At 55.4% G+C, this 23,605-nt stretch carries 21 protein-coding genes; 10 read left to right on the top strand and 11 right to left on the bottom strand.

Annotated elements, in window-relative coordinates; translation table 11 throughout:
- The first annotated feature begins 19 nt into the window (after positions 1 to 19).
- Positions 20 to 874 (top strand): helix-turn-helix domain-containing protein, encoded by an 855-nt coding sequence (locus LT85_RS24405; protein WP_038494273.1) that lies wholly within the window; start codon positions 20 to 22, stop codon positions 872 to 874.
- A gap of 49 nt (positions 875 to 923) precedes the next feature.
- On the opposite strand, the gene speB is transcribed toward LT85_RS24405, so the two are convergent.
- Positions 924 to 1,877, bottom strand: a complete 954-nt coding sequence (speB, locus tag LT85_RS24400) for an agmatinase (protein ID WP_038494271.1) — start codon at positions 1,875 to 1,877, stop codon at positions 924 to 926.
- Between the two features lie 154 nt (positions 1,878 to 2,031).
- Between speB and LT85_RS24395 the strand changes: the two genes are divergently transcribed.
- On the top strand, positions 2,032 to 2,952 hold the full coding sequence (locus tag LT85_RS24395) for a LysR family transcriptional regulator (protein ID WP_038497421.1): 921 nt from the start codon (positions 2,032 to 2,034) through the stop codon (positions 2,950 to 2,952).
- Between the two features lie 51 nt (positions 2,953 to 3,003).
- On the opposite strand, the gene LT85_RS24390 is transcribed toward LT85_RS24395, so the two are convergent.
- From LT85_RS24390 to LT85_RS24375, 4 genes are all read right to left on the bottom strand, one after another.
- Positions 3,004 to 4,203 (bottom strand): argininosuccinate synthase, encoded by a 1,200-nt coding sequence (locus tag LT85_RS24390; protein WP_038494269.1) that lies wholly within the window; start codon positions 4,201 to 4,203, stop codon positions 3,004 to 3,006.
- A gap of 45 nt (positions 4,204 to 4,248) precedes the next feature.
- Positions 4,249 to 5,202: a DMT family transporter gene (locus LT85_RS24385; RefSeq protein ID WP_038494266.1), complete on the bottom strand. Its 954-nt coding sequence runs from the start codon at positions 5,200 to 5,202 to the stop codon at positions 4,249 to 4,251.
- Positions 5,196 to 6,647, bottom strand: a complete 1,452-nt coding sequence (argH, locus tag LT85_RS24380) for an argininosuccinate lyase (RefSeq protein ID WP_052135442.1) — start codon at positions 6,645 to 6,647, stop codon at positions 5,196 to 5,198. Before argH ends, LT85_RS24385 begins: the two co-directional genes overlap by 7 nt.
- A gap of 75 nt (positions 6,648 to 6,722) precedes the next feature.
- Positions 6,723 to 7,316, bottom strand: a complete 594-nt coding sequence (locus tag LT85_RS24375; RefSeq protein WP_038494263.1) for a GNAT family N-acetyltransferase — start codon at positions 7,314 to 7,316, stop codon at positions 6,723 to 6,725.
- Between the two features lie 254 nt (positions 7,317 to 7,570).
- Between LT85_RS24375 and LT85_RS24370 the strand changes: the two genes are divergently transcribed.
- From LT85_RS24370 to LT85_RS24360, 3 genes are all read left to right on the top strand, one after another.
- The gene (locus LT85_RS24370; RefSeq protein ID WP_038494256.1) at positions 7,571 to 7,783 is read left to right on the top strand and encodes a hypothetical protein; all 213 of its coding nucleotides are present in this window, start codon (positions 7,571 to 7,573) and stop codon (positions 7,781 to 7,783) included.
- A gap of 302 nt (positions 7,784 to 8,085) precedes the next feature.
- Positions 8,086 to 9,165: a uroporphyrinogen decarboxylase gene (gene hemE, locus LT85_RS24365; protein ID WP_038494254.1), complete on the top strand. Its 1,080-nt coding sequence runs from the start codon at positions 8,086 to 8,088 to the stop codon at positions 9,163 to 9,165.
- 831 nt (positions 9,166 to 9,996) lie between these two features.
- Positions 9,997 to 12,039: a primosomal protein N' gene (locus LT85_RS24360; RefSeq protein WP_038494251.1), complete on the top strand. Its 2,043-nt coding sequence runs from the start codon at positions 9,997 to 9,999 to the stop codon at positions 12,037 to 12,039.
- Here the strand turns inward: LT85_RS24360 and LT85_RS24355 are convergent.
- A complete protein-coding gene (locus tag LT85_RS24355) occupies positions 11,990 to 12,826 on the bottom strand; it encodes a FadR/GntR family transcriptional regulator (protein ID WP_052135441.1) in 837 nt (278 codons plus the stop codon). The two genes, LT85_RS24360 and LT85_RS24355, sit on opposite strands and share 50 nt — an antisense overlap.
- Before the next feature lie 369 nt (positions 12,827 to 13,195).
- Between LT85_RS24355 and LT85_RS24350 the strand changes: the two genes are divergently transcribed.
- On the top strand, positions 13,196 to 13,537 hold the full coding sequence (locus tag LT85_RS24350) for an L-rhamnose mutarotase (protein ID WP_038494248.1): 342 nt from the start codon (positions 13,196 to 13,198) through the stop codon (positions 13,535 to 13,537).
- A 12-nt stretch (positions 13,538 to 13,549) separates the two neighbouring features.
- Here the strand turns inward: LT85_RS24350 and LT85_RS24345 are convergent, their stop codons facing one another.
- Positions 13,550 to 14,248, bottom strand: coding sequence for a response regulator transcription factor (locus LT85_RS24345; RefSeq protein ID WP_052135440.1), 699 nt, complete (start codon positions 14,246 to 14,248; stop codon positions 13,550 to 13,552).
- Between the two features lie 277 nt (positions 14,249 to 14,525).
- Between LT85_RS24345 and LT85_RS24340 the strand changes: the two genes are divergently transcribed.
- From LT85_RS24340 to LT85_RS24325, 4 genes are all read left to right on the top strand, one after another.
- The gene (locus LT85_RS24340; RefSeq protein ID WP_038494245.1) at positions 14,526 to 15,158 is read left to right on the top strand and encodes a response regulator transcription factor; all 633 of its coding nucleotides are present in this window, start codon (positions 14,526 to 14,528) and stop codon (positions 15,156 to 15,158) included.
- Positions 15,159 to 15,270: 112 nt separating this feature from the next.
- Positions 15,271 to 16,140: a class I SAM-dependent methyltransferase gene (locus LT85_RS24335; protein WP_052135439.1), complete on the top strand. Its 870-nt coding sequence runs from the start codon at positions 15,271 to 15,273 to the stop codon at positions 16,138 to 16,140.
- 144 nt (positions 16,141 to 16,284) lie between these two features.
- Complete coding sequence (locus LT85_RS24330) at positions 16,285 to 16,644, top strand: hypothetical protein (protein WP_038494238.1); 360 nt, start codon at positions 16,285 to 16,287, stop codon at positions 16,642 to 16,644.
- 318 nt (positions 16,645 to 16,962) lie between these two features.
- Positions 16,963 to 18,450 carry an AlkA N-terminal domain-containing protein gene (locus LT85_RS24325; RefSeq protein ID WP_038494234.1) on the top strand — a complete coding sequence of 496 codons (1,488 nt, stop codon included), beginning with the start codon at positions 16,963 to 16,965 and terminating at the stop codon, positions 18,448 to 18,450.
- Here the strand turns inward: LT85_RS24325 and qhpG are convergent.
- Genes qhpG through LT85_RS24305 form a run of 4 tightly spaced genes read right to left on the bottom strand, consistent with a single transcriptional unit; the run spans position 18,440 to position 23,600 of the window.
- Positions 18,440 to 19,939 carry a flavin-dependent monooxygenase QhpG gene (gene qhpG / locus LT85_RS24320; RefSeq protein WP_038494232.1) on the bottom strand — a complete coding sequence of 500 codons (1,500 nt, stop codon included), beginning with the start codon at positions 19,937 to 19,939 and terminating at the stop codon, positions 18,440 to 18,442. The two genes, LT85_RS24325 and qhpG, sit on opposite strands and share 11 nt — an antisense overlap.
- Positions 19,940 to 19,941: 2 nt before the next feature.
- A complete protein-coding gene (locus LT85_RS24315; RefSeq protein WP_038497405.1) occupies positions 19,942 to 21,381 on the bottom strand; it encodes a radical SAM/SPASM domain-containing protein in 1,440 nt (479 codons plus the stop codon).
- Positions 21,371 to 22,195: a LodA/GoxA family CTQ-dependent oxidase gene (locus LT85_RS24310; RefSeq protein ID WP_038494229.1), complete on the bottom strand. Its 825-nt coding sequence runs from the start codon at positions 22,193 to 22,195 to the stop codon at positions 21,371 to 21,373. Before LT85_RS24310 ends, LT85_RS24315 begins: the two co-directional genes overlap by 11 nt.
- Positions 22,185 to 23,600 (bottom strand): hypothetical protein, encoded by a 1,416-nt coding sequence (locus LT85_RS24305; protein ID WP_038494226.1) that lies wholly within the window; start codon positions 23,598 to 23,600, stop codon positions 22,185 to 22,187. The genes LT85_RS24310 and LT85_RS24305 overlap by 11 nt, the downstream gene beginning before the upstream one ends.
- Between the last annotated feature and the right edge of the window lie 5 nt (positions 23,601 to 23,605).

Genomic DNA, 23,605 nt, shown 5'->3' with positions numbered 1-23,605 from the left:
TGTTCAACCGAAGGTCATAATGCGACCGCAATACGAACACCTCAGCGCATCCCCTGGTCAATCTTGGCGTCTGCTGTGGCGCGAGCTGCCGGAGCTGCCTTTCCTTTGGCACTACCATCCGGAATTCGAGCTGACCCTGACCTTGAACGCGCGCGGGCAGCGTTATGTGGGCGACCATCTGGCGGACTTCTCCGACGGCGACCTGATATTGCTCGGCCCGAATTTGCCCCACACCTGGTCGGCCAGCGAACGTATCGCTCCCGCACAGCAAATGCTGGCGGTGGTGGTCTGGTTTTCGCGCGACTGGCTGGTCCAGCTGCAAACCAGCCTGCCGGAACTGGCCGGGCTGCTGCAATTGGGCAAGCGCGCCGACAGGGGATTGCAATTTTCTGCCGGGACGGCAATCAAGGTCAGGCCATTGATGTTGCGCATGGAGAAATTACCTCCGGCACAGCGTTTGCCGATACTGCTGGAATTGTTGCTGCTGCTTGCACAGGACGAGCAGGCGCGGCCGCTGGCGTCGGTGGCATCGGCATCGATCGCTGTGGATACCCAGCGCCAGCGAATGGGCAAGGTACTGGATTATCTGCATGAAAATTTTCAGGCGGCGATCCCGGTCGAGCTGCTGGCCGAACGTGCGGCGCTGTCGGTAGGCGCGTTTCACCGCTTCTTCAAACGCCACACCCAATTGACCGTCACCGCCTATCTAGCTCAGCTCAGGATCGGCAGCGCCTGCCAGCAACTGATCCAGACCGACAAGGCAATCGGCGTGATCGCGCAGGAAGCGGGCTACCGCAACCTTGCGCATTTCAACCGCCAGTTCCGCGAGGCCAAAGGCGTTAGTCCACGCGATTTCAAGAAGATATATCGATAAAGGTTATCTAAAGCCGAGTGTCAGCGCTTACTGTTCGCAAATACAATGGTTATCGGCGCGGCACGCCCGGCAGCACGCACAGCATTTCATAGGCGAGGTTCGCGCCCAGCAACGCAGTAGTGCCTAGCGGATCATAGGGAGGCGATACCTCCACCAGATCCGCGCCGATAATATCCAGGCCCCAGGCGCCGCGGATGATTTCCAAGGCCTGCGGTACGGTCAAACCGGCAATTTCTGGGGTGCCGGTGCCGGGTGCGTAGGCCGGATCGATGCCATCGATATCGAAGCTCAGGTAGACCGGACCGCCGCCTACGCGCGCTCGCACTTCTTCCATCAGTGGCGTCAGCGACTTGTTCCAGCACTCTTCCACTTGCACAACCTTAAAGCCCTGATCGCGGCACCAGTCGAAATCTTCCGCGGTATAGCCAGTGCCGCGCAGACCGATCTGCACCACGCGCCGGCAGTCCAGCAAGCCCTCTTCCACCGCGCGGCGGAACGGCGTGCCGTGGGCGATCTTTTCGCCGAACATGGTGTCGTTGACATCGGCATGGGCATCGACGTGGATCAGGCCGATCTTGCCGTATTTGCGATGCAGCGCGCGCAGGATCGGCAGCGCGATGGTGTGATCGCCGCCGAGCGAAATCGGCCGGCAGCCGGAAGCGACGATACTGTCATAGGCGTTTTCGATCAGCCTGACCGAATCCAGCAGGTTATAGGGATTGATAGCGACATCGCCCAGGTCAGCCACGCGCAAGGCATCGAAAGGCGCGGCGCGGGTGGCCATGTTGTAGGGACGTAGCAATACCGATTCGGTGCGAATCTGGCGCGGTCCGAAGCGGGCACCGGAACGGTTCGAGGTGCCGAGGTCGAAGGGTACGCCGACGAAACAGGCATCCAGCCCGGCGCTGCCGGCAACATGCGGCAAGCGCATCATGGTGGCGATGCCGCCGAAACGCGGCATGTCGTTGCCGCCTAGCGGTTGATAAAGTGGGGTTTCCGACATGGTCATCTCCAGCAAAGGGAAGGTTGTTTTGGATTCTGTGCCGTAGCGACTCTAGCGATAAATAACATGATGAAAAATCTTTGTAATGCCATGTTTACATTGATAAATATAGATGTATGATCGATTTGATCTTGTCTACGACCAGCACAACAATATGCTCAATCAGCTATCCGATCTTGACCTGCGCCTGATCCGCGTCTTCCTGTCGGTATTGGACGCTGGCGGTATTTCCGCGGCACAGACCACATTGAATGTGAGTCAGTCCACCATCAGCAGCCAGATAGCGACGCTGGAAACGCGGCTAGGTTACCGTTTGTGCGAACGCGGCCGCGCCGGCTTCCGCCTGACGTCGCGCGGCGAGCAGTTTTCCTTGGGCAGCCGCCGGCTGATCGAGAACATCGACCACTTTTGCCTGGATGCGCGGCAAATCGGCCGCAAACTGGTAGGCAAATTACAGTTGGGACTGATAGGCCACGCCGCAATGAGCACAAATGCGCGCCTGAGTCAGGCGATCGCACGGTTTCGCGCCAGGGACGAGGCGGTTATGCTGTCGCTCGCAGTGCTGTCGCCAGGCCAGTTGGAGGAAGAAGTGATCAATGGCCGATTGGATCTCGGCATTGGCTATTTCTGGCACCGCTTGCCGAATCTGGAATATATACCTCTGTACTCGGAACGTCAGGTGGCCTATTGCGCGGCTGAGCATCCCCTGTTTACACGGGCTGGTAATGTAAGCCGAGAGGCGGTAGCCGACCACGACTGGGTCTGGCGCAGCTATCCCTTGCCGGAAGCCGACGGGACGGATGGCGCGTTCTTGCCGGCGCGGGTGACGGCACTGGCCGACAATATGGAAGCGGTCGCGGTCCTGATACTGTCGGGACGGCACCTTGGCTTCCTGCCGGAACACTTTGCCGCACCCTTGGTGCAACAGGGATTGCTGACGGCGCTGAATCCCCAATTACTTTCCTATGACGTGACATTGCACATGGTGACGCGCCGCCAGTCCAGCCGCGGCGAGGTGTTGCAAGCCTTCCTTGATGACCTGATTGCGGCACATCAGGATATTTCCGGCAAATAATAGATACTCTGTCTGGTTTAACAGCGAGCTTGATTTCAAGCTCGCGCCAACTCAAGCATTTACACGGCTCCAAATACGGCTTGGCAAGCTGAAGATGTCGATGAAGCCCTCCGCGCTGCTTTGATTGAAAGTGCAATTGCTATCGTAAGTAACAAGCTCATGACGGTACATTGACTTTGGTGCTTTGCGGGTGACAACTTTTGAATTGCCTTTGTACAGCTTTAACCGAATCTCGCCCGTGACGTTTTGTTGAGTGAACAGAATGAATGCGTCAATTGCAAGTTTCAATGGGCTATACCAAAGGCCTTCGTAGATCATTCGGCTATAGGTAATTTCTAAAGCGCTCTTTTGGGTCAGTAGGTCCGGAGGTAGTACCAGATTCTCCAAATCGCGATGGGCTTGTATGAGAATCTGTTGGCCAGGAACCTCATATAGCTCTCTGGATTTGATGCCGACGACGCGGTTTTCTATCATGTCAACTCTTCCTATTCCATGACGACCACCCACCGTATTGAGTTGTTCCATCAAATTCAATGGCGACATTTTCTTACCATCAAGCGCAACAGGAATTCCTCGCTCAAAGTGAATAGTTATGTACTCTGGTTGAGAGGGGGTATTTTCTATTGCGCTCGTCAGATTCCAGACTTCTTCAGTTGGCTCCCATTGGAGATCTTCGATCAAGCCTGCTTCAATATTCCGACCTAAAATATTCAGATCGATCGCCCATGGCTTTTCTTTTGTTACATGCGAAGAAATGCCAAAGCGCTCAGAATATGCGATGGTTTCGGACCGGCTGAATCCCCATTCTCGTGCCGGAGCGAGAATTTTTAATTCAGGGGCTAGTAGCGCCACGGTCAGATCCATTCGAATCTGGTCATTGCCCTTTCCCGTGCAACCATGTGCCACCGCACCACAACCAAACTCGTTCGCAGTCTGCACAAGCAAGTCGCCTATCAAGGGTCGGCCCAGAGCGGAAGATAGAGGATACTGTAAGTCATACATTGCATTGGCCATGACAGCCGGGAAGCCGTATTCTCTTACGAAACGATCTTTTGCGTCGACGACCACCGCAATATCTGCCCCAGCCTGTAACGCTTTCTGACGAATTGGTTCGAGTTCGTCGCCTTGGCCGAGGTCAGCGGTCATTGCAACAATGAACTGACAATTCATTTCTTGCCGCAGATATGGAATGCAGGCAGTAGTATCGACACCGCCGGAATAGGCGAGGACAACATGATCATTTGGCTTCATTAAAATTCCTTTTTTATAAAACAGAAAAAGTGAAGACTGAGTGACTCAGGCCGGAATTTTTTTCTCTGACACCGGATGCTCAGAACCGAGAAAATGGGCCCACATAATCGCTGCGAGCATGATAGAGAAACCCAATACTTGATGTCGTGAAGTCACCTCACCCAATATTAGTGCTCCACCCGCAACGGCAAACAGTGGTTCGAGATTGAAGAGCATTCCGACAACGAAAGGAGTTACTTGTCGTTGAGCCCATGTTTGAATGACCAGCAATAAGCCGATTACATAAAAACCGCAGAAGAATGCAATTGCATGGATCGTAGGTGAATAAAGCAGTATTGAAGTTAGGTCTGTCGGCAAAATGAAGTAAGCCAGCATCGCGCAAATGAAAACTTGTATCGTAATGAAGGATGGTCCTTTGATACGACGCACGCCTTCTGCCATGATTACAATATGTAAGGCATTAAAGAATGCTCCGACGAAAAGCAAGACCTCACCTTTTCCAATGCGGAACAATTCTGTGTCTTTTTGTGAATCCACCGAGGCGATGACTAGTCCGATTGTCGCCAGCAGCGCAATTGCACATAGGATCGGGCTGGGCCATTTTCGCTCCAACACAGACGTTATTAGCGGGATAAACACAACAGTTAGGCCAGTGATGAACCCGGCGGTACCGGAAGTCGTTTCAACGAGACCGGCAGTTTGCAGATAGTAGATTAGAAACAATACTACGCCTGCGCCGATGCCATATAGCCACTTAGTCAAATCATTGTTTGACGAGATGGGGGACGACGGACGTTTGCAGCGTTGCCACAGCACTAATGGGATCAAAAAACATAATGCATACGCCAAACGTAGCAGAAGGAAGCCAGCGACGGGTATCTCGCCGACAGCAATTTTGATCGGTGCAAACATCAGGCCCCAGGTCGCCGCAATCCAGATCAGGACAAATACGGCTACGTTGCGCCGCCAAGCAATGCCCATTACGCGGGGCTTTAGCATGCACTCTTCAATTTGTTGGTGGCAAGACTGGCGTTAAGCTGATGTAACGTGGCTGCGGCTGTTTTCACACGTTCTGGTGCTGTTCCTCCAAAGGAATTGCGGCTAGCAATCGCATGATTTACATTTAGCACATCAGCCGCACGTTGATCGAAGCGAGGATCGAAGCTGGCTAGTTCTATTTGGGTGACGCCTTGCAATTCTTTACCCCGTTCTTCGAGCCACTTGACCAGATTGCCAACTATGCCGTGACTTTCTCGAAACGAGATCTTCTGTTCTCGAACTAGCCAATCTGCGAGATCAGTGGCGCTACTATTTCCTAAAGTGGCATCGTTCTTCATCTTAGGGAGGTTGATAGTAATTCCGGCCAACATTGCAGTGGTTGCGCGAACGCATAGCTCCACTGTGTCCGCGCTATCAAATAAGGCTTCTTTGTCCTCTTGCATATCGCGGCTGTAGGCAAGTGGGAGACCCTTCAGTACCGCTAGCAATGCCATCAAGTTGCCGAACACCCGGCCAGATTTAGCGCGCACCAATTCAGCCGTATCCGGATTGCGTTTTTGAGGCATGATTGATGAACCCGCAGTTAGATTTTCTGGTAAGTGAGCGAAATCAAATTGGGGGCTACTCCAGATAACGAGTTCTTCCGCCAGGCGAGACATATGCATTGCCATTGTGGCGGCAGTCATCATGTAGTCAAGTACGAAGTCACGATCAGAAACGGCATCTAACGAATTGCGTGTTGGTCGATCAAAGCCTAATGTATGTGCCGTTTGCACTGGATTGATTGGATAACTGGTACCAGCTAAAGCCGCGGCACCTAATGGGGACTCGTTCAAGCGCCTGCGAGCATCCAGCAGACGATCACGATCTCGGAAAAACATTTCACCGTATGCGAGCAGGTGATGTCCCAACGTTACCGGCTGCGCGCACTGCATATGAGTGAAACCTGGCATAGCATGTGCATAGTGATTGTTGGCTTGCTCGACGATGATTTCTATCAGCTGGTACAACAATGCATCCAGTCGATCAGTTGCGTCACGTACCCACATCTTTGTGTCTACAGCGACCTGATCGTTGCGTGAACGGCCGGTATGCAAGCGTCCTGCTACTGGCCCGACAATTACATGTAACCGTGACTCAACATTCATATGTACATCCTCAAGAGCCGAGTCGAACACGAATATGCCGGTTTCGATTTCTAGTTTTATTTTGTGCAATCCGGAAATGATGATTTTTACCTCATGTACCCCCAGCACTCCGCAAAAGGCGAGCATTTCAGCGTGGGCGATTGATCCAGCGATATCTTGCAAAGCCAAACGTTTGTCGAAATGAACGGAGGAATTGATTTCCTTAAGTAGTTCGCTAGCGCCTTCATTGAAGCGACCACCCCAGAGCGGATTGGCCTTGCTGGGTACTTCGCTTGGTACTAGTTGGATATCGTTCATGATTAGATGCTCCTGAAGAATCTCTTAGAATTAAAAAAGTGTTGTGTGGAAAAGAGAACGTGCACAGAGCGACGTTTACTCTGGGTGTAGAACTGCGATTTTGAAGTGGAACTTGCTTCCGAATTCACGTTTTTTTCTCAGTAATTCTCTGATCCGATAGAAATTCGACAGCCATTGGACTTTGTAGAAGAATTTTATGAATAACCAACGCAATGGTTGTTTTTGAACAAAATCATGTTCGGATTCATAGACCTGGAAGCCAGCATCGCGTGCCATTTTTTCCATCGCCGGACGGGAGAAAAATAGCAAATGCTTTTTGTGGGAGTAGCTTAAGGTTCGCAAACTGGTTTCGAATAGATACTTTCCATAGCCATTGCGGCGATATTCACGTTCGATAAACACGACCGCAATTTCGCACCAATTCCCGAGCATGTGATGGGCCAGTAGCGCACCGCATAATTTGTTGGTGGATCGGCGCAACAATACGAACGTATCGCGCCGACCGGCCCATTCACTCAAGCTGTAGCCGGTAATTGTTGGAGAGTCATTTATTTGTTGCGCAATTTTGATCGCCTCCTCGCGAGTTAAGGGACGCCGTTGTACTTCGACTTGGTCGAGCGCGAGTTGGTTTAAGACCCGATTTTCAAAAAATGTCTCTTTTTGTTTCATGTGGGCGCCTTCAAGGTTATCAATTTCATGCGTTAGTGCCAAATGTCGGCTGTTGAACTCAGCGCACTTGGTTTTAGGTTCAACATGTTTTTTTACTGGTTTCGCTATAGTGGCTCGTTTGAATGATTGGGTTAGCGAATAGTGTTATTTTTTTATTAATATATGCGGAGAGGATTATTTATGTCTATAAGGCATGACTGATCTATGTTTCTCGAACCGAGATACGCCTAATTGCAGAGAGGCTGCCAACTTAAATGAACGGTGTGATCGTTGAAGAAATGCGCGTGGTGCGCATCGATGAATGCTATTCGAGCGAGTACAACGAAATCGATAACGAGTTTGGGCACGTTGAAGAATGCCGAAGAAACATGCTGCTCTCTACCTTTGCCAGATCTTTAATTTGTCGTTTTGCGCTGCGTTGGCGTGAACCCGCAAAAACGCTATATGTCATCCAGAATTTTGTATAAGGAATGCTTAGCTCAGCGCTTGCTTGGATGGCCGCTACTTTGCGGCCAAGAACCGATATGATCGCTTGAGTTCGTCTACCGCAGGTTGCCCAAATATGGGCTTGATATTGGTACCCGCATGTTCAGTATTTAGGGTGCTAAGGCTTCAAAAATACCTAGGAATTCGGGAGTTTCAAGCGACGTACGAAAGAGTAGTTGGGAAAAGTTGGTCGGGAATAAATACTGGGTGTATTCAAAGCATCACCGTAGCCTAAGCTTTGGATGAGATAATAAGGTGTTATCACAAGCATTGGTCCTCTCTCATGTCGCAATTCGCCCCTCTGAAAAACGATACCTTCCTGCGTGCGCTGTTGCGCCAGCCGACTGAATACACGCCACTGTGGCTGATGCGTCAGGCCGGTCGTTATCTGCCGGAATACCGTAAAACCCGCAGCCGTGCGGGGTCTTTCATGGGCTTGGCGACCAATCCGGATTACGCCACCGAAGTGACGCTGCAACCGCTAGACCGTTTCCCGCTGGATGCCGCTATCTTGTTTTCCGACATTCTGACGGTGCCGGACGCGATGGGGCTGGGATTGTATTTTGCCGATGGCGAAGGTCCCAAGTTCGAACGGCCGTTGCGCGATGAAAAAGACGTGATGGCCCTGCAATCTCCGGATCTGGAAAAGCTCGATTACGTATTCAAGGCCGTAACGCAAATCCGCACAGAGCTGAATGGCCGGGTGCCGCTGATCGGCTTTGCCGGCAGCCCGTGGACGCTGGCTTGCTACATGGTGGAAGGCCAGGGCTCGCGCGAATTCCATACGGTGAAGACCATGCTGTACAACCGCCCGGACCTGATGCATCACGTGCTCAGCACCAACGCCGCGGCCGTGGCGGCTTATCTAAATGCGCAAATCGACGCTGGCGCACAGGCCGTCATGATTTTCGATTCGTGGGGCGGAGCGCTGGCGGATGGCGCTTATCAAGAGTTTTCGCTGAATTACATGCGCCAGGTGGTGTCGCAGCTGAAGCGAGAGAAAGATGGTGTGCCGATTCCGGCGATTGTGTTTACCAAGGGTGGCGGCCTGTGGCTGGAACAAATTGCCGACATCGGCGCCGATGCCGTCGGTCTCGACTGGACGGTCAATCTGGCTGAAGCACGCGATCGCATCGGCCAGCGCGTTGCCTTGCAAGGCAACCTCGATCCTGCGGTGCTGTTTGCCAATCCTGAACAAATCCGTGGCGAAGTCAGCCGTTTGCTCAATGCATACGGTGCGCCGCAAGCTGGCAATGGCCACGTCTTCAACCTGGGCCACGGGATTTCGCAATTTACGCCGCCAGAATCGGTGGCCGTGATGGTCGATGCGGTCCATGAAGTCAGCCGCAAGATACGCACGTAGGGCCTACGCGCATAGGACCGGCACCGCGGGATTTTGATTTTCGTGTGGAAAAATCGACTGTTACAAAGTGAAACACATAACACATTCGATGCTGCCACGGATATCAATAGCGACTAGTTATGCACAAAATAAATCTGCTGCACCACGGTAATTATTTATATAGATATTTTTATTTTACGACTTGATTGTGTTTTGTAAGTATTTGATTTTTAACGGTTTATTTTCTGCTTTTAGTTTAGGCAATTTAATGAAACCCGCGTCAAATATGAGTCTGCAGCCTGTCAAGAGTGGGTTACCCACAAAGTTATCCACAGACATTGTGGATAATTTGAAAAGCGCTTATGAAACCGACGCTTAGGGCACTTCCTAATGTTTTACATTAAGTAGAATCTTGGGAAATTGTAGTAATAGCGATTTGGCTAGAGTTGACACGGCACCAATTTTGCCGATACGTAGCTGGATAAATTTCACAGAAAAAGCGACATGATGGTGCACTGAGCCGGTTTCGAATATCGATCTGATTGTTACCTGTTGGTGCTCCGTTTTGGCACATTTTGAATTTAGTTATGCACATATTTTTGTTTCTGCAAGGCTATTTTTAAATTGCAGAGAAAATTTTTGCTGTTCACTGCGCATAAATTAAGCCTTTGATTTAAAAGGACTTTTATTTTTAATTTTATTTGACCATCGGCCTGAATGCCCCGTAAACAGGCGCTTTCCCCTTGTTTAGCTGACGTTGTCCACAAAGTTATCCACAGAAAATTCAGTTAGTTTTAAAAGCACTTATGAAACCGATAGTTAGCCAATTTCCTCGGGAATCACATTAAGTTCGTGAAACAAAGCATTCTCCAAATCGTCCTCGATACCCCCCTCGATAGCAGCTTCGATTATCGCTGGCAAGCCAGTGACGACAGCGAGCCTCTGCCGCGCGTTGGCCAGTTGGTGCAGCTATCGTTCGCCCGGCGTGAAGTGGTCGGCATGATCGTGGGCTTGAGCGATGAAAGCGACGTTCCTGCCGATAAATTGAAAAACGTACAAGCCGTGCGTCATCAACTGCCGCCTTTATCGGTGCAATGGCTGGCGCTGTGTCGTTTTGCCGCCGATTATTACCAACGGCCACTGGGCGAAGTGGCGTTGCCGGGTTTGCCGAAAAACCTGCGTGCGCTGAAACCGGTGGCCCTGGATCGCGGTTTGAAAAAGCTGCAGCAAACCGAAGCTGTGCACGACGCCACGCCGATCGACGTGGCGCGGCTTAATCCGGCCCAGCAACAGGCGGCCGATGCAATTGCCGGCGCTCGCGGTTTTGCGCCAACTTTGCTGTACGGCGTTACAGGCAGCGGCAAGACCGAAGTCTATTTGCAGGCGGCTGCGCAGATCCTGGCGCATGACGAAGGTGGCGCTGAGAACCAGTCGCAAATCCTGATCCTGGTGCCGGAAATCAACCTGACGCCGCAACTGGAAGGGAATATCCGGGCCCGGTTTCCCGGCGTCATGGTGGCGACTTTGCATAGCGGCCTGGCCGAAGGTGAACGCATGCGCCACTGGCTGGCGGCACATCTGGGGCAGGCGCGGATTATCCTGGGTACCCGGCTGGCAGTCCTGGCATCCTTGCCGCACCTGAAGCTGATTGTTATCGACGAGGAGCACGACCCTTCTTACAAGCAGCAGGAAGGCCTGCGCTATTCGGCGCGCGACCTGGCGGTATGGCGTGCCCATCAATTAAGCATTCCGATCGTGCTGGGTTCGGCTACGCCGTCGCTGGAGACTTGGCATCACGCGCAATCCGGCCGCTATAAAAAACTGGAACTACGTGAGCGCGCGGTCAAAGACGCTGTTTTGCCGAAGGTGCGCCGGATCGACATGGAGCGCGACAAACCAAGCGAAGGCCTGACTTCAATGCTGGTCAGCGCACTCAAGCAAAGGCTGGAGCACGGCGAACAATCCTTGCTGTTCCTGAACCGCCGCGGTTATGCGCCGGTTATTGCCTGCGATGCCTGTGGTTGGGTCAGCAATTGCACCCGCTGCACTTCTTTCATGGTGTTGCACAAACCCGAGCATCGGCTGCGTTGCCATCATTGCAGCCTGGAGTTGCGCATCCCGAAATCCTGTCCGACGTGCGGCAACGTTGATTTGCAACCGCTGGGACGCGGCACGCAAAGACTGGAAGAGGGCTTGAAAGTCATGTTTCCGGAAGCGCGAGTGCTGCGCATCGACGCCGATTCAACTCGGCGCAAAGGGAGTGCGCAGATTGCTTTCGACAGCGTCCACAACGGCGAAGTCGATATCCTGATCGGTACCCAGATGGTCGCCAAAGGACATGATTTCAAGAATTTGACGCTGGTGGGCATCCTGAATCCGGATACTGCGCTGTTTTCGCACGACTATCGCGCCAGCGAGAGGTTGTTTGCGCAATTGATGCAGGTAGCGGGGCGCGCCGGCCGTGCTGCACAGAAGGAGGGCGGTAGCCCCAGTGAAGTGCTGATCCAGACTCGCTATCCGCAGCATCCGTTGTATGCAGCCGTGATCGCCCACGATTACGACCACTTTGCCAGTTCGCTGCTGGAAGAACGCGAGCAAGCCTGCTTGCCGCCATATATCTACCAGGCCTTGTTACGGGCGGAAGCCAAAGAGCTGGAAACGGCAATTGAGTTTCTGCAACAGGCAGCGCACTGTATCGAGCACGCCGGCATCACGATACATGATCCGATTCCGATGACCATGACGCGGGTAGCCAACGTCGACCGCGCGCAATTGCTGATCGAGTGTCCGTCGCGTCCGGGTTTGCAAGCTTTTCTGACTGACTGGATGGCTCAACTGCGCCAGATCAAGACGCGCGCGAAGTGGTCTCTGGAGGTGGATCCGGTTGATATTTAATACTTTGCTCGGGCACCGACCGCGAGAAAATCTTCACCACCGAGTCCATGTGCGCCCGCATCGCCTTGCGGGCGGCGACGGCGTCGCGCGCCTGCAGCGCTTCCAGGATCACCAGATGTTCGTGCTCTGAGCGGTTCGGCATGTCTTTCGACGTGTACAACGTTTGCAGGCGCTGGAACATCATGCCGTACTTACGTCCCAGCAGATGGCTCACCAGCAGCAGATAAGCGGGGTTGCCGCTGGCCTCGGCGATACGGATGTGAAACAGGCGGTCGCCCGGATGGGTGCGCGAACCGTTGCGGTTATCTTCCACATTGCGGGCATAGGCTTCGGCGATGCTGTGCAGCTGTTCATCGCTGGCGTTAATTGCGGCGAGGGCGGCGGTTTCCGGCTCTACCAGGCGCCTTGCCTGTAGCAGTTTGAACGGCGGAATTTCGTCATCTACCTCATGACTGATTTCCAGGTCGAGTTCAGGGTCGATTTCCCAGCCGCTGCGACGCGCAGCTTGCTGAAGAGTGGATGGTTCTGGCTCATTTCCGGCTAAAGGCTGCTCTTCACGCGGCAACACCACCACGCCGTTACCCACCCGCACGCTGACAATTCCGATCACTTCCAAGGCAATCAGCGCCTCCCGCACCGAAGTACGGCTGACGCCAAATTGCTTGGCTAGCTCCCGCTCGGGCGGCAGGTTGCCGCCAGGACCGTATTCGCCGCGGTCGATCATGTCACGCAACTGATCGGCGATTTGTTGATACAGGCGGCGGTTGTGGATAACTTGTATGGGCATGGCAGCAAGGTAAGATATTTTTCATATTGTGCCATGCCGAGACCTCTGGAAGCCGATTCGGAAGTGGCAGAGACCTATCTTGTTTTAGATAAAGACAAGGACCTTTCACTTGCTCGGGATCGCTAAAAAGTTTCGTCAGTGCACATAAATCAGAATTGCCGAGGATTGGCGGGTTTTTTCATATGGTAATATTGGTCCAGCCAATGAACCTTTTCAAGAGAAAAATTCAACCAGTATCACTCTGAGCAATGGCTTTATTGAATACCGGGGGGCAATCTTTGCTTTTCCTCTATACCGGACGCTTGTCATCCAGACCCATGTGGGTGGCAAGCACGTGAGCGGTGCGCTTAGTTGATTGAGGTAACTGATATGCGTTATTGCCTGGCGCTGGACCTGAAAGAAGATCCAGTCCTGATTCAAGAGTATGAGCAATATCACCGCCGGATCTGGCCCGAGATCGCGGCGCATCTGCGCCAGCATGGCGTGACCGGCATGGAAATCTATCGTCTCGGCACCCGGCTGGTCATGCTGATGGAAACCGATGACGCCGTTTATCGCCCGGAACGCATGGCGCACGCGGCCAAGGTAAACCCCAAGGTGCAAGAATGGGAAGCTTTGATGTGGCAATTCCAGGCCGCTACGCCATGGACTGCCGCCGGCGAGAAATGGGTGCCGATGACGCAGATATTCAATCTCAGCCAGCAGGATTGAGCTGGCCAGGAGTCAATGTCCTGCCGCTTGCTTACCACACGCCAATTCCGGCAGAAACCAGTCTCCGTGCCCGTGCGGCTGGATGACATCGCCGGTGAAGGTTGCGCAGTACCTGCCTAGTTCGATGTCGTTGCGCAAGCCCATTTTTTTCATCGCCGCCGCTTTTTGCAGACTCACTGTCTTCACGCTCTTGCTAAGACGCCTGGCGATATCGTGCAAAGTGTTACCGGCTGCATACAAGCGCAGCACTTCGGTCTCGCGCGGACTGGGGACGCGATATTTGCCTTGTTCCTCAACCTCGACCTGCAACATCGCCTGAAACGAGGGGCTCACATATGGCGTGTCGCTACCGAGTTGGCGGATGTTTTTGCCAAGTTCAGGAATCGCATCGCTTTTGTGCAGCAGGCCGTTCACGCCGCTATTGATGATCTGTTGCAGCACGACCGGAAAGGCATTCATGCTCAATACGATCTGCCAGGTTTGCGGATGGTGACGCCGGATGTAGGAAAGCAGGTGCAAACCATCGCTGACGCGCGTCGTCGGCATCGAAAACTCGGTGATGATGAGATCGCATGGCGTCGATTCCAAGCAGCGGACCAGGTCATCGGCGCTGGTAACGCAGGCGATCACGCGACAATCGGGTACGCGATCGAGATAGTCGCGTACCCCTGCGGTAAATACGGGATGGTCGTCTGCTAGAACGATTTTCACAGTAATTGCTCCATGGAAAAACACAACCAGGTAAGGCCGGTCCGGGACAATCGTTTGTCCAGGAATCTCAGCGTCGTGTAGTAGCGGGCTCAATATTATCCATTTTGCATCTAAGTTATCAATTGATCTACATATTTACGAAGATTACTTATATATTTAATAACAAGCAAATCGGATACTTCCTAATCGATAACGATAAGTAAAACCCTAGGAACCGGTCATCCTGAGTCGGCCCCTGGAGCGATACATCAACCATTTATCCGAAGGAGGGAGTTCCATGATCAAGATCATTCTGGCCGACGATCAGCCAGCCGTTATTTCGGGCGTACGCAAATTCATCCGGCAAATGCCCGGCTTTACGGTGGTAGCGACGGCGGCGTCGATCAAAGAGCTCGCAGAGCGGTTGCAAGATACGCCCTGTGACCTGGTGATCACCGAATTCTCGCTGCCGATCAATCGTATCGGCGGCGGCTGCACCTTGCTCAACCAGATCAAGCGTGACCATCCGGGCGTTTCGCTGATTGTGCTGACGATGATTGGCCTGCCTGTGGTGCTGCACCAGATCATGCAAAGCGGGGTAAAAGGATTAGTACACAAGAGTGACGAGATGGTTGAACTCGGCCGCGCGCTCCTGGAGGGGTCGCATAGTGCACCATACATCGGAAAATCAGCGCTGACGCTGCTGAGTAACGGTCCGAGCGGCAAGTTACCGACCAGGCGGGAAATCGAAGTGCTCAAGATGTATGTAGTGGGCAACAGCCTGCGCGAAATTGCCGACCGTCTTCAAAAAAGTGTCAAGACCGTGGGCTTACAAAAGGCTTCCGCGATGAAGAAAATGGGCTTGCGCAACGATATTGAGCTGGGCAGATATTCTTGCACGATGGGGCGGATCAACACGCCGCCGAGTTAATCTGGCGGACTGTATTTTTGGATTACCGGGGGCGATTACAAGACCACTTGAGGCTGAAGCCGTTATACTTGGAGGAATAGCGGGCCAGACTGGCCGACAGAAAGCAAGCTCCATGAACGGTATCAAACAAGAATCCAAGTCCTCCGGCCAGCAGCCGTCCAAGCACGAAATTCGTCCAGGTCAATCGATAGAACTGCTCAAAGAGCTGCATATCCTGACGCGCGACGGCAAATTGAATCAGGATAGCCGCCGCAAGCTCAAGCAGGTATATCATCTATATCAATTCATTGAACCTTTGCTGCAGGAAATCCAACAGGAACAAAGCGGCGTACAGCTGGTCGATCATGGGGCGGGCAAATCGTATCTGGGATTTATTCTCTACGATTTGTTCTTCAAGACGCTCAGCGACAATTCGCATATCTTCGGCATCGAGACGCGCGAAGAACTGGTGAAAAAATCGCAAGAACTGGCGCAGCGTCTAGAGTTTCCGGGCATGTCGTTTCTCAATTTATCAGTGGCGGAGTCGATCGAATCGACATTGCTGCCCAGCCGGATCGATGTCGTTACAGCATTGCACGCGTGCAACACTGCGACTGACGATGCGATTGAGTTCGGCTTGAAGAAACAGGCACGCTTCATGGTGCTGGTGCCTTGCTGCCAAGCTGAAGTGGCTTCGGTGCTGAAGAAGAATAAAGGGAAATCGCTCGGAAAAGAAGCTTTGACCGAGATTTGGCGTCATCCGTTGCATACGCGTGAATTCGGCAGCCAAGTGACCAATGTGCTGCGTTGCTTGCAATTGGAAGCACACGGTTATCAAGTCAGCGTGACCGAACTGGTCGGCTGGGAGCATTCCATGAAGAATGAACTGATTATCGCCAGCTACAAAAATCTACCGCGCAAGAGACCGACCGAGCGTCTGCAAGAGGTGCTGCACACGCTCGGGCTGGAAGAAATGGAAGAACGCTTCTTCACTACGCAATAATTTATTTCGCGCATTTGCCGCACATTTCCCCGGCGCAAAAGCACAAGCGAACCTAAACAAAAATCTGAACAATATCGAGTCTGCAGCATCAGCCCGCAGTAGCGGGCCGTCCATCATCACACCACTTAACCAAAGGAGAGTGACATGAGTAAGACGAGTGGCTCACATGCCGTTAAAGAATTCACCAAGGCGCCGCTAACCGAGGAAGGATTGACTGAAACGGTGCAGCGCATAACCGCGGGCGCCGATGAGTTCAGTGTTCTTAACCACCCTGCGCGCGCCGTGCTGGTCGCCAAAGTGACAGAGCAATGGCAACAGGATTTTGTCAGTAATTTCCATATTCCCGACGACCTTGCCAAGGCAGGCGAAGCCTACGCCGCCATCGAGCAAGGCGACAAATACCCGAGCTTGACCGATTCCGCCCGCGAAGCCGTGCTAAAGCGCTTCGATGACCGTTACGGCGACGGCGGTCCGCGCCTGTGGGCCGGCCTCAATGGAAAATAGCGCCTCAGCCTGGTCGAAACCATAGAAACTGCGCCGCATGGCTTCCCAGCTGCTGTTTTCCTTACTTCCAACGTAATATCCCGGATCGTGCCCATCGCCGCCAGCATCGGACAGACGCCGAGGCTGACGCGATGCGCACCAGCCTCGACCATGATTGAAGCCGAGGGTGCGCCAGACAACGCCGTCAGGCTGAGCTGACCATGCAGCGCGGTGCTGATGCGCCTGATTGATTTTCACCGTCGCTGCCGTATTTATTGTCGCAATGCTCATGTCCGAAAACCGCTAGACACTGCCAGCCGATGGCGCGATCATGCCGCCATGGAACTCGATCACGACACCTGCTACCGGGCGCTGGCCAGCCGCGATGTGCGCTTTGACGGCAGGTTCTTTATCGCTGTCAAAACTACGGGTATCTATTGCCGGCCGATTTGCCCGGCACGCACCGCCAAATCGGAAAACGTCTTGTTTTTTGCCAGCGCCGCCGCAGCCCAGGAAGCCGGTTTCCGTCCTTGTTTGCGCTGCCGACCCGAAGCCGCGCCCGACTCCGGCGCCTGGCGCGGTGTCTCGAATACAGGCGTCTCGCATGCTGTGGCGCGGGCGTTGGCGCTGATCGAAATGGGGGCATTGGATGAGGCCGGCATGGATGCGCTGGCAGATCGTCTCGGTCTGGGCGAGCGGCAGCTGCGCCGTCTGTTTGTGCAGCATGTAGGCGCATCGCCGGTCACCGTGGCGCAGACCCGCCGCGTATTGCTGGCCAAGCAGCTGATCCACGAAACCCGCATGCCCTTCACTGAAATCGCCTTCGCTGCCGGCTTCGGCAGCGTGCGTCGTTTTAACGAAGTGTTCCATGGCCTGTATCAACGTCCGCCCAGCGCCTTGCGGCGTAGCGCCCAGCCCGAACAATCGGCCGGCGCTCAAGGCGAGGTGACGCTCCTGCTACGTTACCGTCCACCTTACGACTGGCCGGCCATGCTGGCCTTTTTCAAGGCGCGTGCCATCAACGGCCTGGAACTGGTGTCCGACAGCAGTTATTCCCGCAGCATCTGTCTCGACGGCGTGCAAGGCACGGTGCTGGTGCAACAGGGCGCCGGCCATGCGCTGCAAGCCACCATTCGTTTTCCGCGGCTGGCGTCGCTGCCGGCCATCATCGCCCGCCTCAGAAGAATGTTCGACTTGGCCGCCGATCCGCAAGCCATCAACCAGCAATTGAGCGCTGATCCTTTGATGGCGGCACTGACCGCAGCGCGCTCCGGCTTGCGCCTGCCAGGTGCCTGGGATGGTTTTGAACTGGCGATGCGCGCCGTGCTGGGGCAGCAGATTACCGTAGCCGGTGCGATCCGGCTGGCCGCCAAACTGGTGGCGCAACATGGCGAAGCGCTGCGGGAACAATGCGCGGATCGTCCCGGCCTCAGCCATGTATTTCCGCAACCTGCGCACGTCGCATTGGCGGATCTGGCGCTGCTAGGCATGCCGAAATCGCGCGCGGCAACCTTGTCGGCGATAGCGGCTGCGTTGGTAGCCGATCCGCAATTGCTGGATGGCCGCGCCAGCCTGGGCGAAGCGGTGCAAAAGATGTGCGAGCTGCCCGGCATCGGCGACTGGACTGCGCACTACATCGCATTGCGGCATTTGCGCGAACCGGATGCGTTTCCAGCCGCGGATGTGGCGTTGATGAATGCGATTGCGCTGCATGAAGGCGGGACTCGGCCAAATGCCAAAGAGCTAGCCATACGTGCAGAAGCCTGGCGGCCCTGGCGCGCCTATGCGGCGCAGCATCTTTGGGCTTCGCTGGCTGTCAATGGCTGACAACTTCAAGCAAGCCGCGCTGCCACAACCAGGTCAGCAGGCGCTGGGCTTTTTGCAAACCCATGGTTTGACCCAGCAGATCGCGCGCCGAAGCCAAGCGGGTTTGTTGTGACAATATCTCCAGGCGTGGCAGCACGGCTTCGTTTTCCCAAAAGGCCAGGGGACGCTCCAGATGCGGATGCCGCATGGCCGGCAATAATTTGACCTTATCGGCCATCGCGCAGGGCAAAGGCACTATTTCTACCGCAGGATGAAAGCGGATCATCTGGTCACCTTGTATTCCGGGACCTGCCTGCAACACTGGCTCACGATAGTTTTCCAAGCGATCCATTTCCAGTTGCAGTGCGTCCGTCATGAGACGAGATTCTGGATTGCTGGCTGCCGATGCGAGCGATGATGAAGCAAGCGACGATATCGAGCGGCTACGCCAAAATGGCTGTTCGCTACACCAGGCTTGCCGATAATATGCTGTGGTCCAGAAATGATGGCGGGCGCAGGTTTCAAGCAGGCGTTGCTGATAGAACTCATGCGCCAGGGTTTGCTGCGCCGGATTGTCCGCCTGGCAAAAGGTATGCACCGCAAGCGCTGCCTGCAAGGAAAAGCGCATGGCCTTTTCCACGCCGGAGGAGGATATCGGATCCAGCGCAAATGCCGCATCGCCAAGTTTGATACGGCCATCCTGCCAGCTGTTCAGTGCCACATAGGGGGTCGCGGAGCACATCTGTAGCGAGCTGGAAAATTGCTGTTGGGCCACATCCGCGAACAAAGTACTGGCGGCGCATTGACTGCGTAGCCACGATTCCGGTTCGCCCGCATGCAGCTGGCGCGAGGTAGCCGGATCGGATAACAACATGACGCGATAACGCCGGTCCGGCAAGCGCGTGCCCCATAACCAGCCATGCGCAAGCGCTTCAACCTGGGTGACATGCGCCATATCGGCGGGAATGTGATTTTCCGCAATTTCCACCCACATGGCGGATAAACGTGGCGCGCTGAGCAACTGTTGGGCCGGTTTGCCCTGGCGTCCCTGAGCGTCAAGAATCATCCGTGCCTTGACCAGATGCGTGGCACCGGGCGTTGAAAAGGCCAGTTGCCAGGCACCCGCGCCGCCGGTGATGCTGTCCAGGGCGGCCGGCTGATGCACCTCGATCCCGCGCGCCTTGGCCAGTTGCAGCAAGGCCGCATCGAAAGCCGCGCGGTCGACCACGGCGGCATCGGCATGCGCCACCGTTTCCACTGTCTTGCTGCGCCAGCTCAAGCGCGTCGGCAAGCGGGTCAGATGCGGGACATGTTCCATGGCGTCGTTGGCGTCCAGGAATGCGATGATGTTTTTTACTCCCGGCGTCAGGGCTTCGCCGATCTGGGCGCGCGGCCAGACGGCGCTGCGCTCGATCAACATCACGCGATAGCCGAGCTGCTGCAGACGCAGCGCTGCGCACAGCCCGGCAGGGCCGGCGCCGATCACGAACATGTCGACCTGACGGCTCACCGCTAATCGCCGTCGGCGTTGCCCGGATCGGCAAACCAGGCGGGCGCCAGCTGGCCGAGACGGCCGTGGGCGCCGATGGTGTAATGCAGCCAGCCGCGGATATAGTCGCAGGCGCTGCGGCCCCGCGCCAGCACCTCGTGATGGCAGCCGCCGCCGCACAGATAGCGTGCCCAGCAGGCATTGCAAGGCTGTTGCTGATGTACGTGGCGCTGTTCCAGCCACACGGTCTGGCGCGCCTGATCGACGCCCTCGGCCAGATTTCCCATCTTGCCGGCTTCGTCGCCAACGAAGCGATGGCAAGCCGATAATTCACCTTCTGCAGATACGCCGAAATAGCCGGCGCCGGCACCGCAAGGGTAGGGGCGATGGGTGCCGCGCTGAATTTCGCGCAGGGCGTTTTGCATGTTCATGAAGGGATAGCGTCGCCCCAGCATGACATTTTGCTCAAACGCCAGGCCGCAGGCGATCATACCCTGTAGCATCTCTTCCATATCCTCCGGCCCCATTTCCGCCTGGCCGTTCGAGGCGCGCAGCAATGGCGAAAAGCCGACGCTATGGAAGCCCATGCCGATAAACAGGTCCAGCGTTTGCGGCAAGTTCAGATTAAACGGCGTCACCGTGACCCGCGCCGATACCTGCATCTGGCGCTGGCGTTCCAGCAGCGGCGCGAGTCGTTCGATAATTTTATCGAACGAACCTTTGCCGCCCTTGAACGGACGCAGGCGATTGTGCTGCTCTGAGGGGCCATCCAGGCTGACCGTCACAGCGAAACCGTGTTCTTCGAAAAAGTCAGCGTCGTCCGCTTGCAATAACGTGCCATTGGTCGTGATCGAAAAATGGCAATTGACGCCTCGCTGCCGGGCCTGTTCTTGCGCATAGGAGGTGACAGCGCGCAAAGCAGGGCGATTCGCCAGCGGTTCGCCGCCCATGAAAGCCAGGTTGACCTTGGCCCCGGGCGCAGCTTTGCGCAGCAGCAGATCGACTGCCTGCTGCGCCGTTTCCAGCTCCATGTTCTTGGCTTTGCCGCCAAATTCGCCTTGTTGCGCATAGCAATAGGTGCAACCCAGATTGCATTTTTGCGCAATCGCCAGCGACAGCGCGTGCACTGGCGGCGCGGCCAGTGGCACGTCATCGATCAGCGGCGCCATTTGCAGGCCGCTGCTGGCGATCAGGCCTTGCACCAGGCTATCGTCCTGCGCATCCAGCGCCATCCGGAATTCCGCCACCAGCTCTGGCGGCAAATGAAACAGGCGACTACCGTTCACCATCAGTAGCTGCGCGCCTTGCGCATCGTCGATCAGGTGGGCGTCGCGCTGGCGTGGCCGCGATGCTTCGACGATGCGCGCCGCCAGCGCAGGCGCCATGCCGGCCGCCAGCGCGGCATCGACCAAAGGCGCCGGAATCGGTTCGGCAGCGTGCAGCGCCAGCTGGTCATGCTTCATCGGCATCTTTCCCGCGAATCACGAATTGCAGGTCTTCTTGCCAGGATTTGAACAAGTCATCGTAAGACCACAAGCGTGTATCTACCCGGTTGTCGGGGATGTAGGTGCCGGTGCGTTTCTTGGCGAACCACATGTCACCTTTGGACAGACCATCCTGGCCCGGCTCCACATTGACATAATCGGGGCGTGACGCCGCCCAGTAATAACAGGCGCATTCGCGATAATCGTTTTGCCAGGGTGCGCACAAGCCTTGCGTCAGTTCGCCCGGTTGCAGCATGTCGGTGTTGATGGTGGCGCTTTCCGCTTCGAAGAAACGGCGCATGGTCAGGTTGACCTTGAGCGTTTCGGTGTCCTTCGTCACCAGCACTTCGTCGGTGGCGTTGGCGTAGGTGGTGAATTCGCATTCGACCTGCTGCCCTTGCAGATGGATGATGCGGGCAAATGAATTCGACCATTCCATGAACGACACGGCATTCGGATTGGCGGCGCTGGCCAGCGTGCCGGAGGAGCCGTTAGGGTATACCGGTCCGCTGGTCGCCACCATGGTGCCGACATCCAGGCCGGCAAAGCGTAGCAGGCGACGCGTCGCCAGGTGTTGGAACGGCGGTTCGGCATGCACCACGTAGTTGTTGTTCTCGACCAGGACAATGCCTTCAAAGGCGCGTCGCCACAGGTTCCGGAAATCGAATTCCAGGCCCGGAAAGCAATTGGAGATGGCGCTGCGAGGCAGCACCGAAGCAGGGTTTCCCGCGCCGCGATGGTGGATTTGCGCCGTCAGGTTATTGGCGCGGATCGTCATGTTTTTAGCGGACATTGTGGTCTCCGTCTGGATGGGTTTGGCCAAACATCGCGTTGCGGGCCGCCTTGATCACCATGTTGATGTGACGCCGGGTCAGCGTCAGGCTGCGGCCATCGGCGCCGCGCATCAGGGCCGGCATCTTGCGCAATCCTTCCGACGACAGGTCGCCGATTTCTTCAGGCTGGCGCAATACCTTGGCGAACCATGGCGCGCCGCCGGCGGTCAGGGTGCTGAAGACGCGTTCGTGCAGGGCGCGCAAAGCCAGGTTGTCGACGATCGACGGCGCTGCAATCGGTTCGTAATAGCGTTCAAAGTCGGCGCTGTTCTGGCGCACCATGGTGCTTGCCACGTTTAGCTGGCCGTTGACCGGATTGCCGTTCATCACGGCGGTATTCATCAGGCGCACGGTTTCCAAGGCGCGCAAGACGATTTCCGTGGCGGCATCCAGCGAGACGCTTTCCTCGGCGACTTCGGGACCGTACAGGATCTGCTCCATTTCATCCGACACGACCCGGATAGGCAGCGTATCGGGGGCAAAGGCCGGCGGACCGGCGCCGATATAGCCATGCGCCCAAAGCTGGCTACCGTCCTTGCGGGTCAGGCCGATGCGCGCCACGCCGTCGCATTCGTCGTCCAGGTAGCCCCAGCTGACCTGGTTGCCATCCTTGTCCGCATAGCCGGCGTAGATTCCGGCCGGGTTGGTCAGGGTAGGGCCGGTGCTTTCGCTGTAGTTCAGCCAGTCGCCCCTTGTTTCGTCGTACAGCACCAAGTCGTGGTGATCGATTACAGGGTCGTCGTGCAGCTCCAGGTCCTGGTACGATTCGCGCCGTTTCATGCGGGTGCCGTAGACGATGCCTGCGGCCGGCGTGTAGCGCAGGCGGATTTCCGGAAATTCGTCGCTTGGCTTGATAAACTGGATAAAGCCCAGCGGCAGCCGTTTATCATGGTGAAAGTTCGGGCAGCTGCCGACGATTGCATGTCGCCGGTGATCTTTCAGGGTGTGCAGGCTGGCCTCGATTTTGTCGTTTTCGTTGTTGGTGCGACGATAGATCTTGATATTGCCCAGGTCGATATCCCAATGCAGCGCCGTCAGATCCAGGCCTTCCGCCGCCAGCAAGGCCAGCGTCAATGGCTGCAGTTCCAACGGCGCTTCGCTGGTGCGGGCGTAGACTTCCAGGAAGGGCGCCACGGGCCGGATCTTTTTGTTGTCGTCCTTGAAGCGTATGGTTTCCGGCACATAGCAGCGCACAATCTCTCCGCTTTGCGGATCGATTTCAAAACTTGGCCGTGGCACGATGCGGCGATAATCAAAGGGCTGGTCGGGGTTGATTTCCAGATCGAATGCTTCCAGCGGCGTGGTTGCAGCGCCTAGCCGTCCGATGGCGATCGGCGGCAGGATACGGAGTTCTAATATCGGCATAATCG

It is taken from the genome of Collimonas arenae, from assembly GCF_000786695.1.
GTDB lineage: Bacteria > Pseudomonadota > Gammaproteobacteria > Burkholderiales > Burkholderiaceae_D > Collimonas > Collimonas arenae_A.
This window is presented reverse-complemented; position numbering and strand designations above follow the sequence as displayed.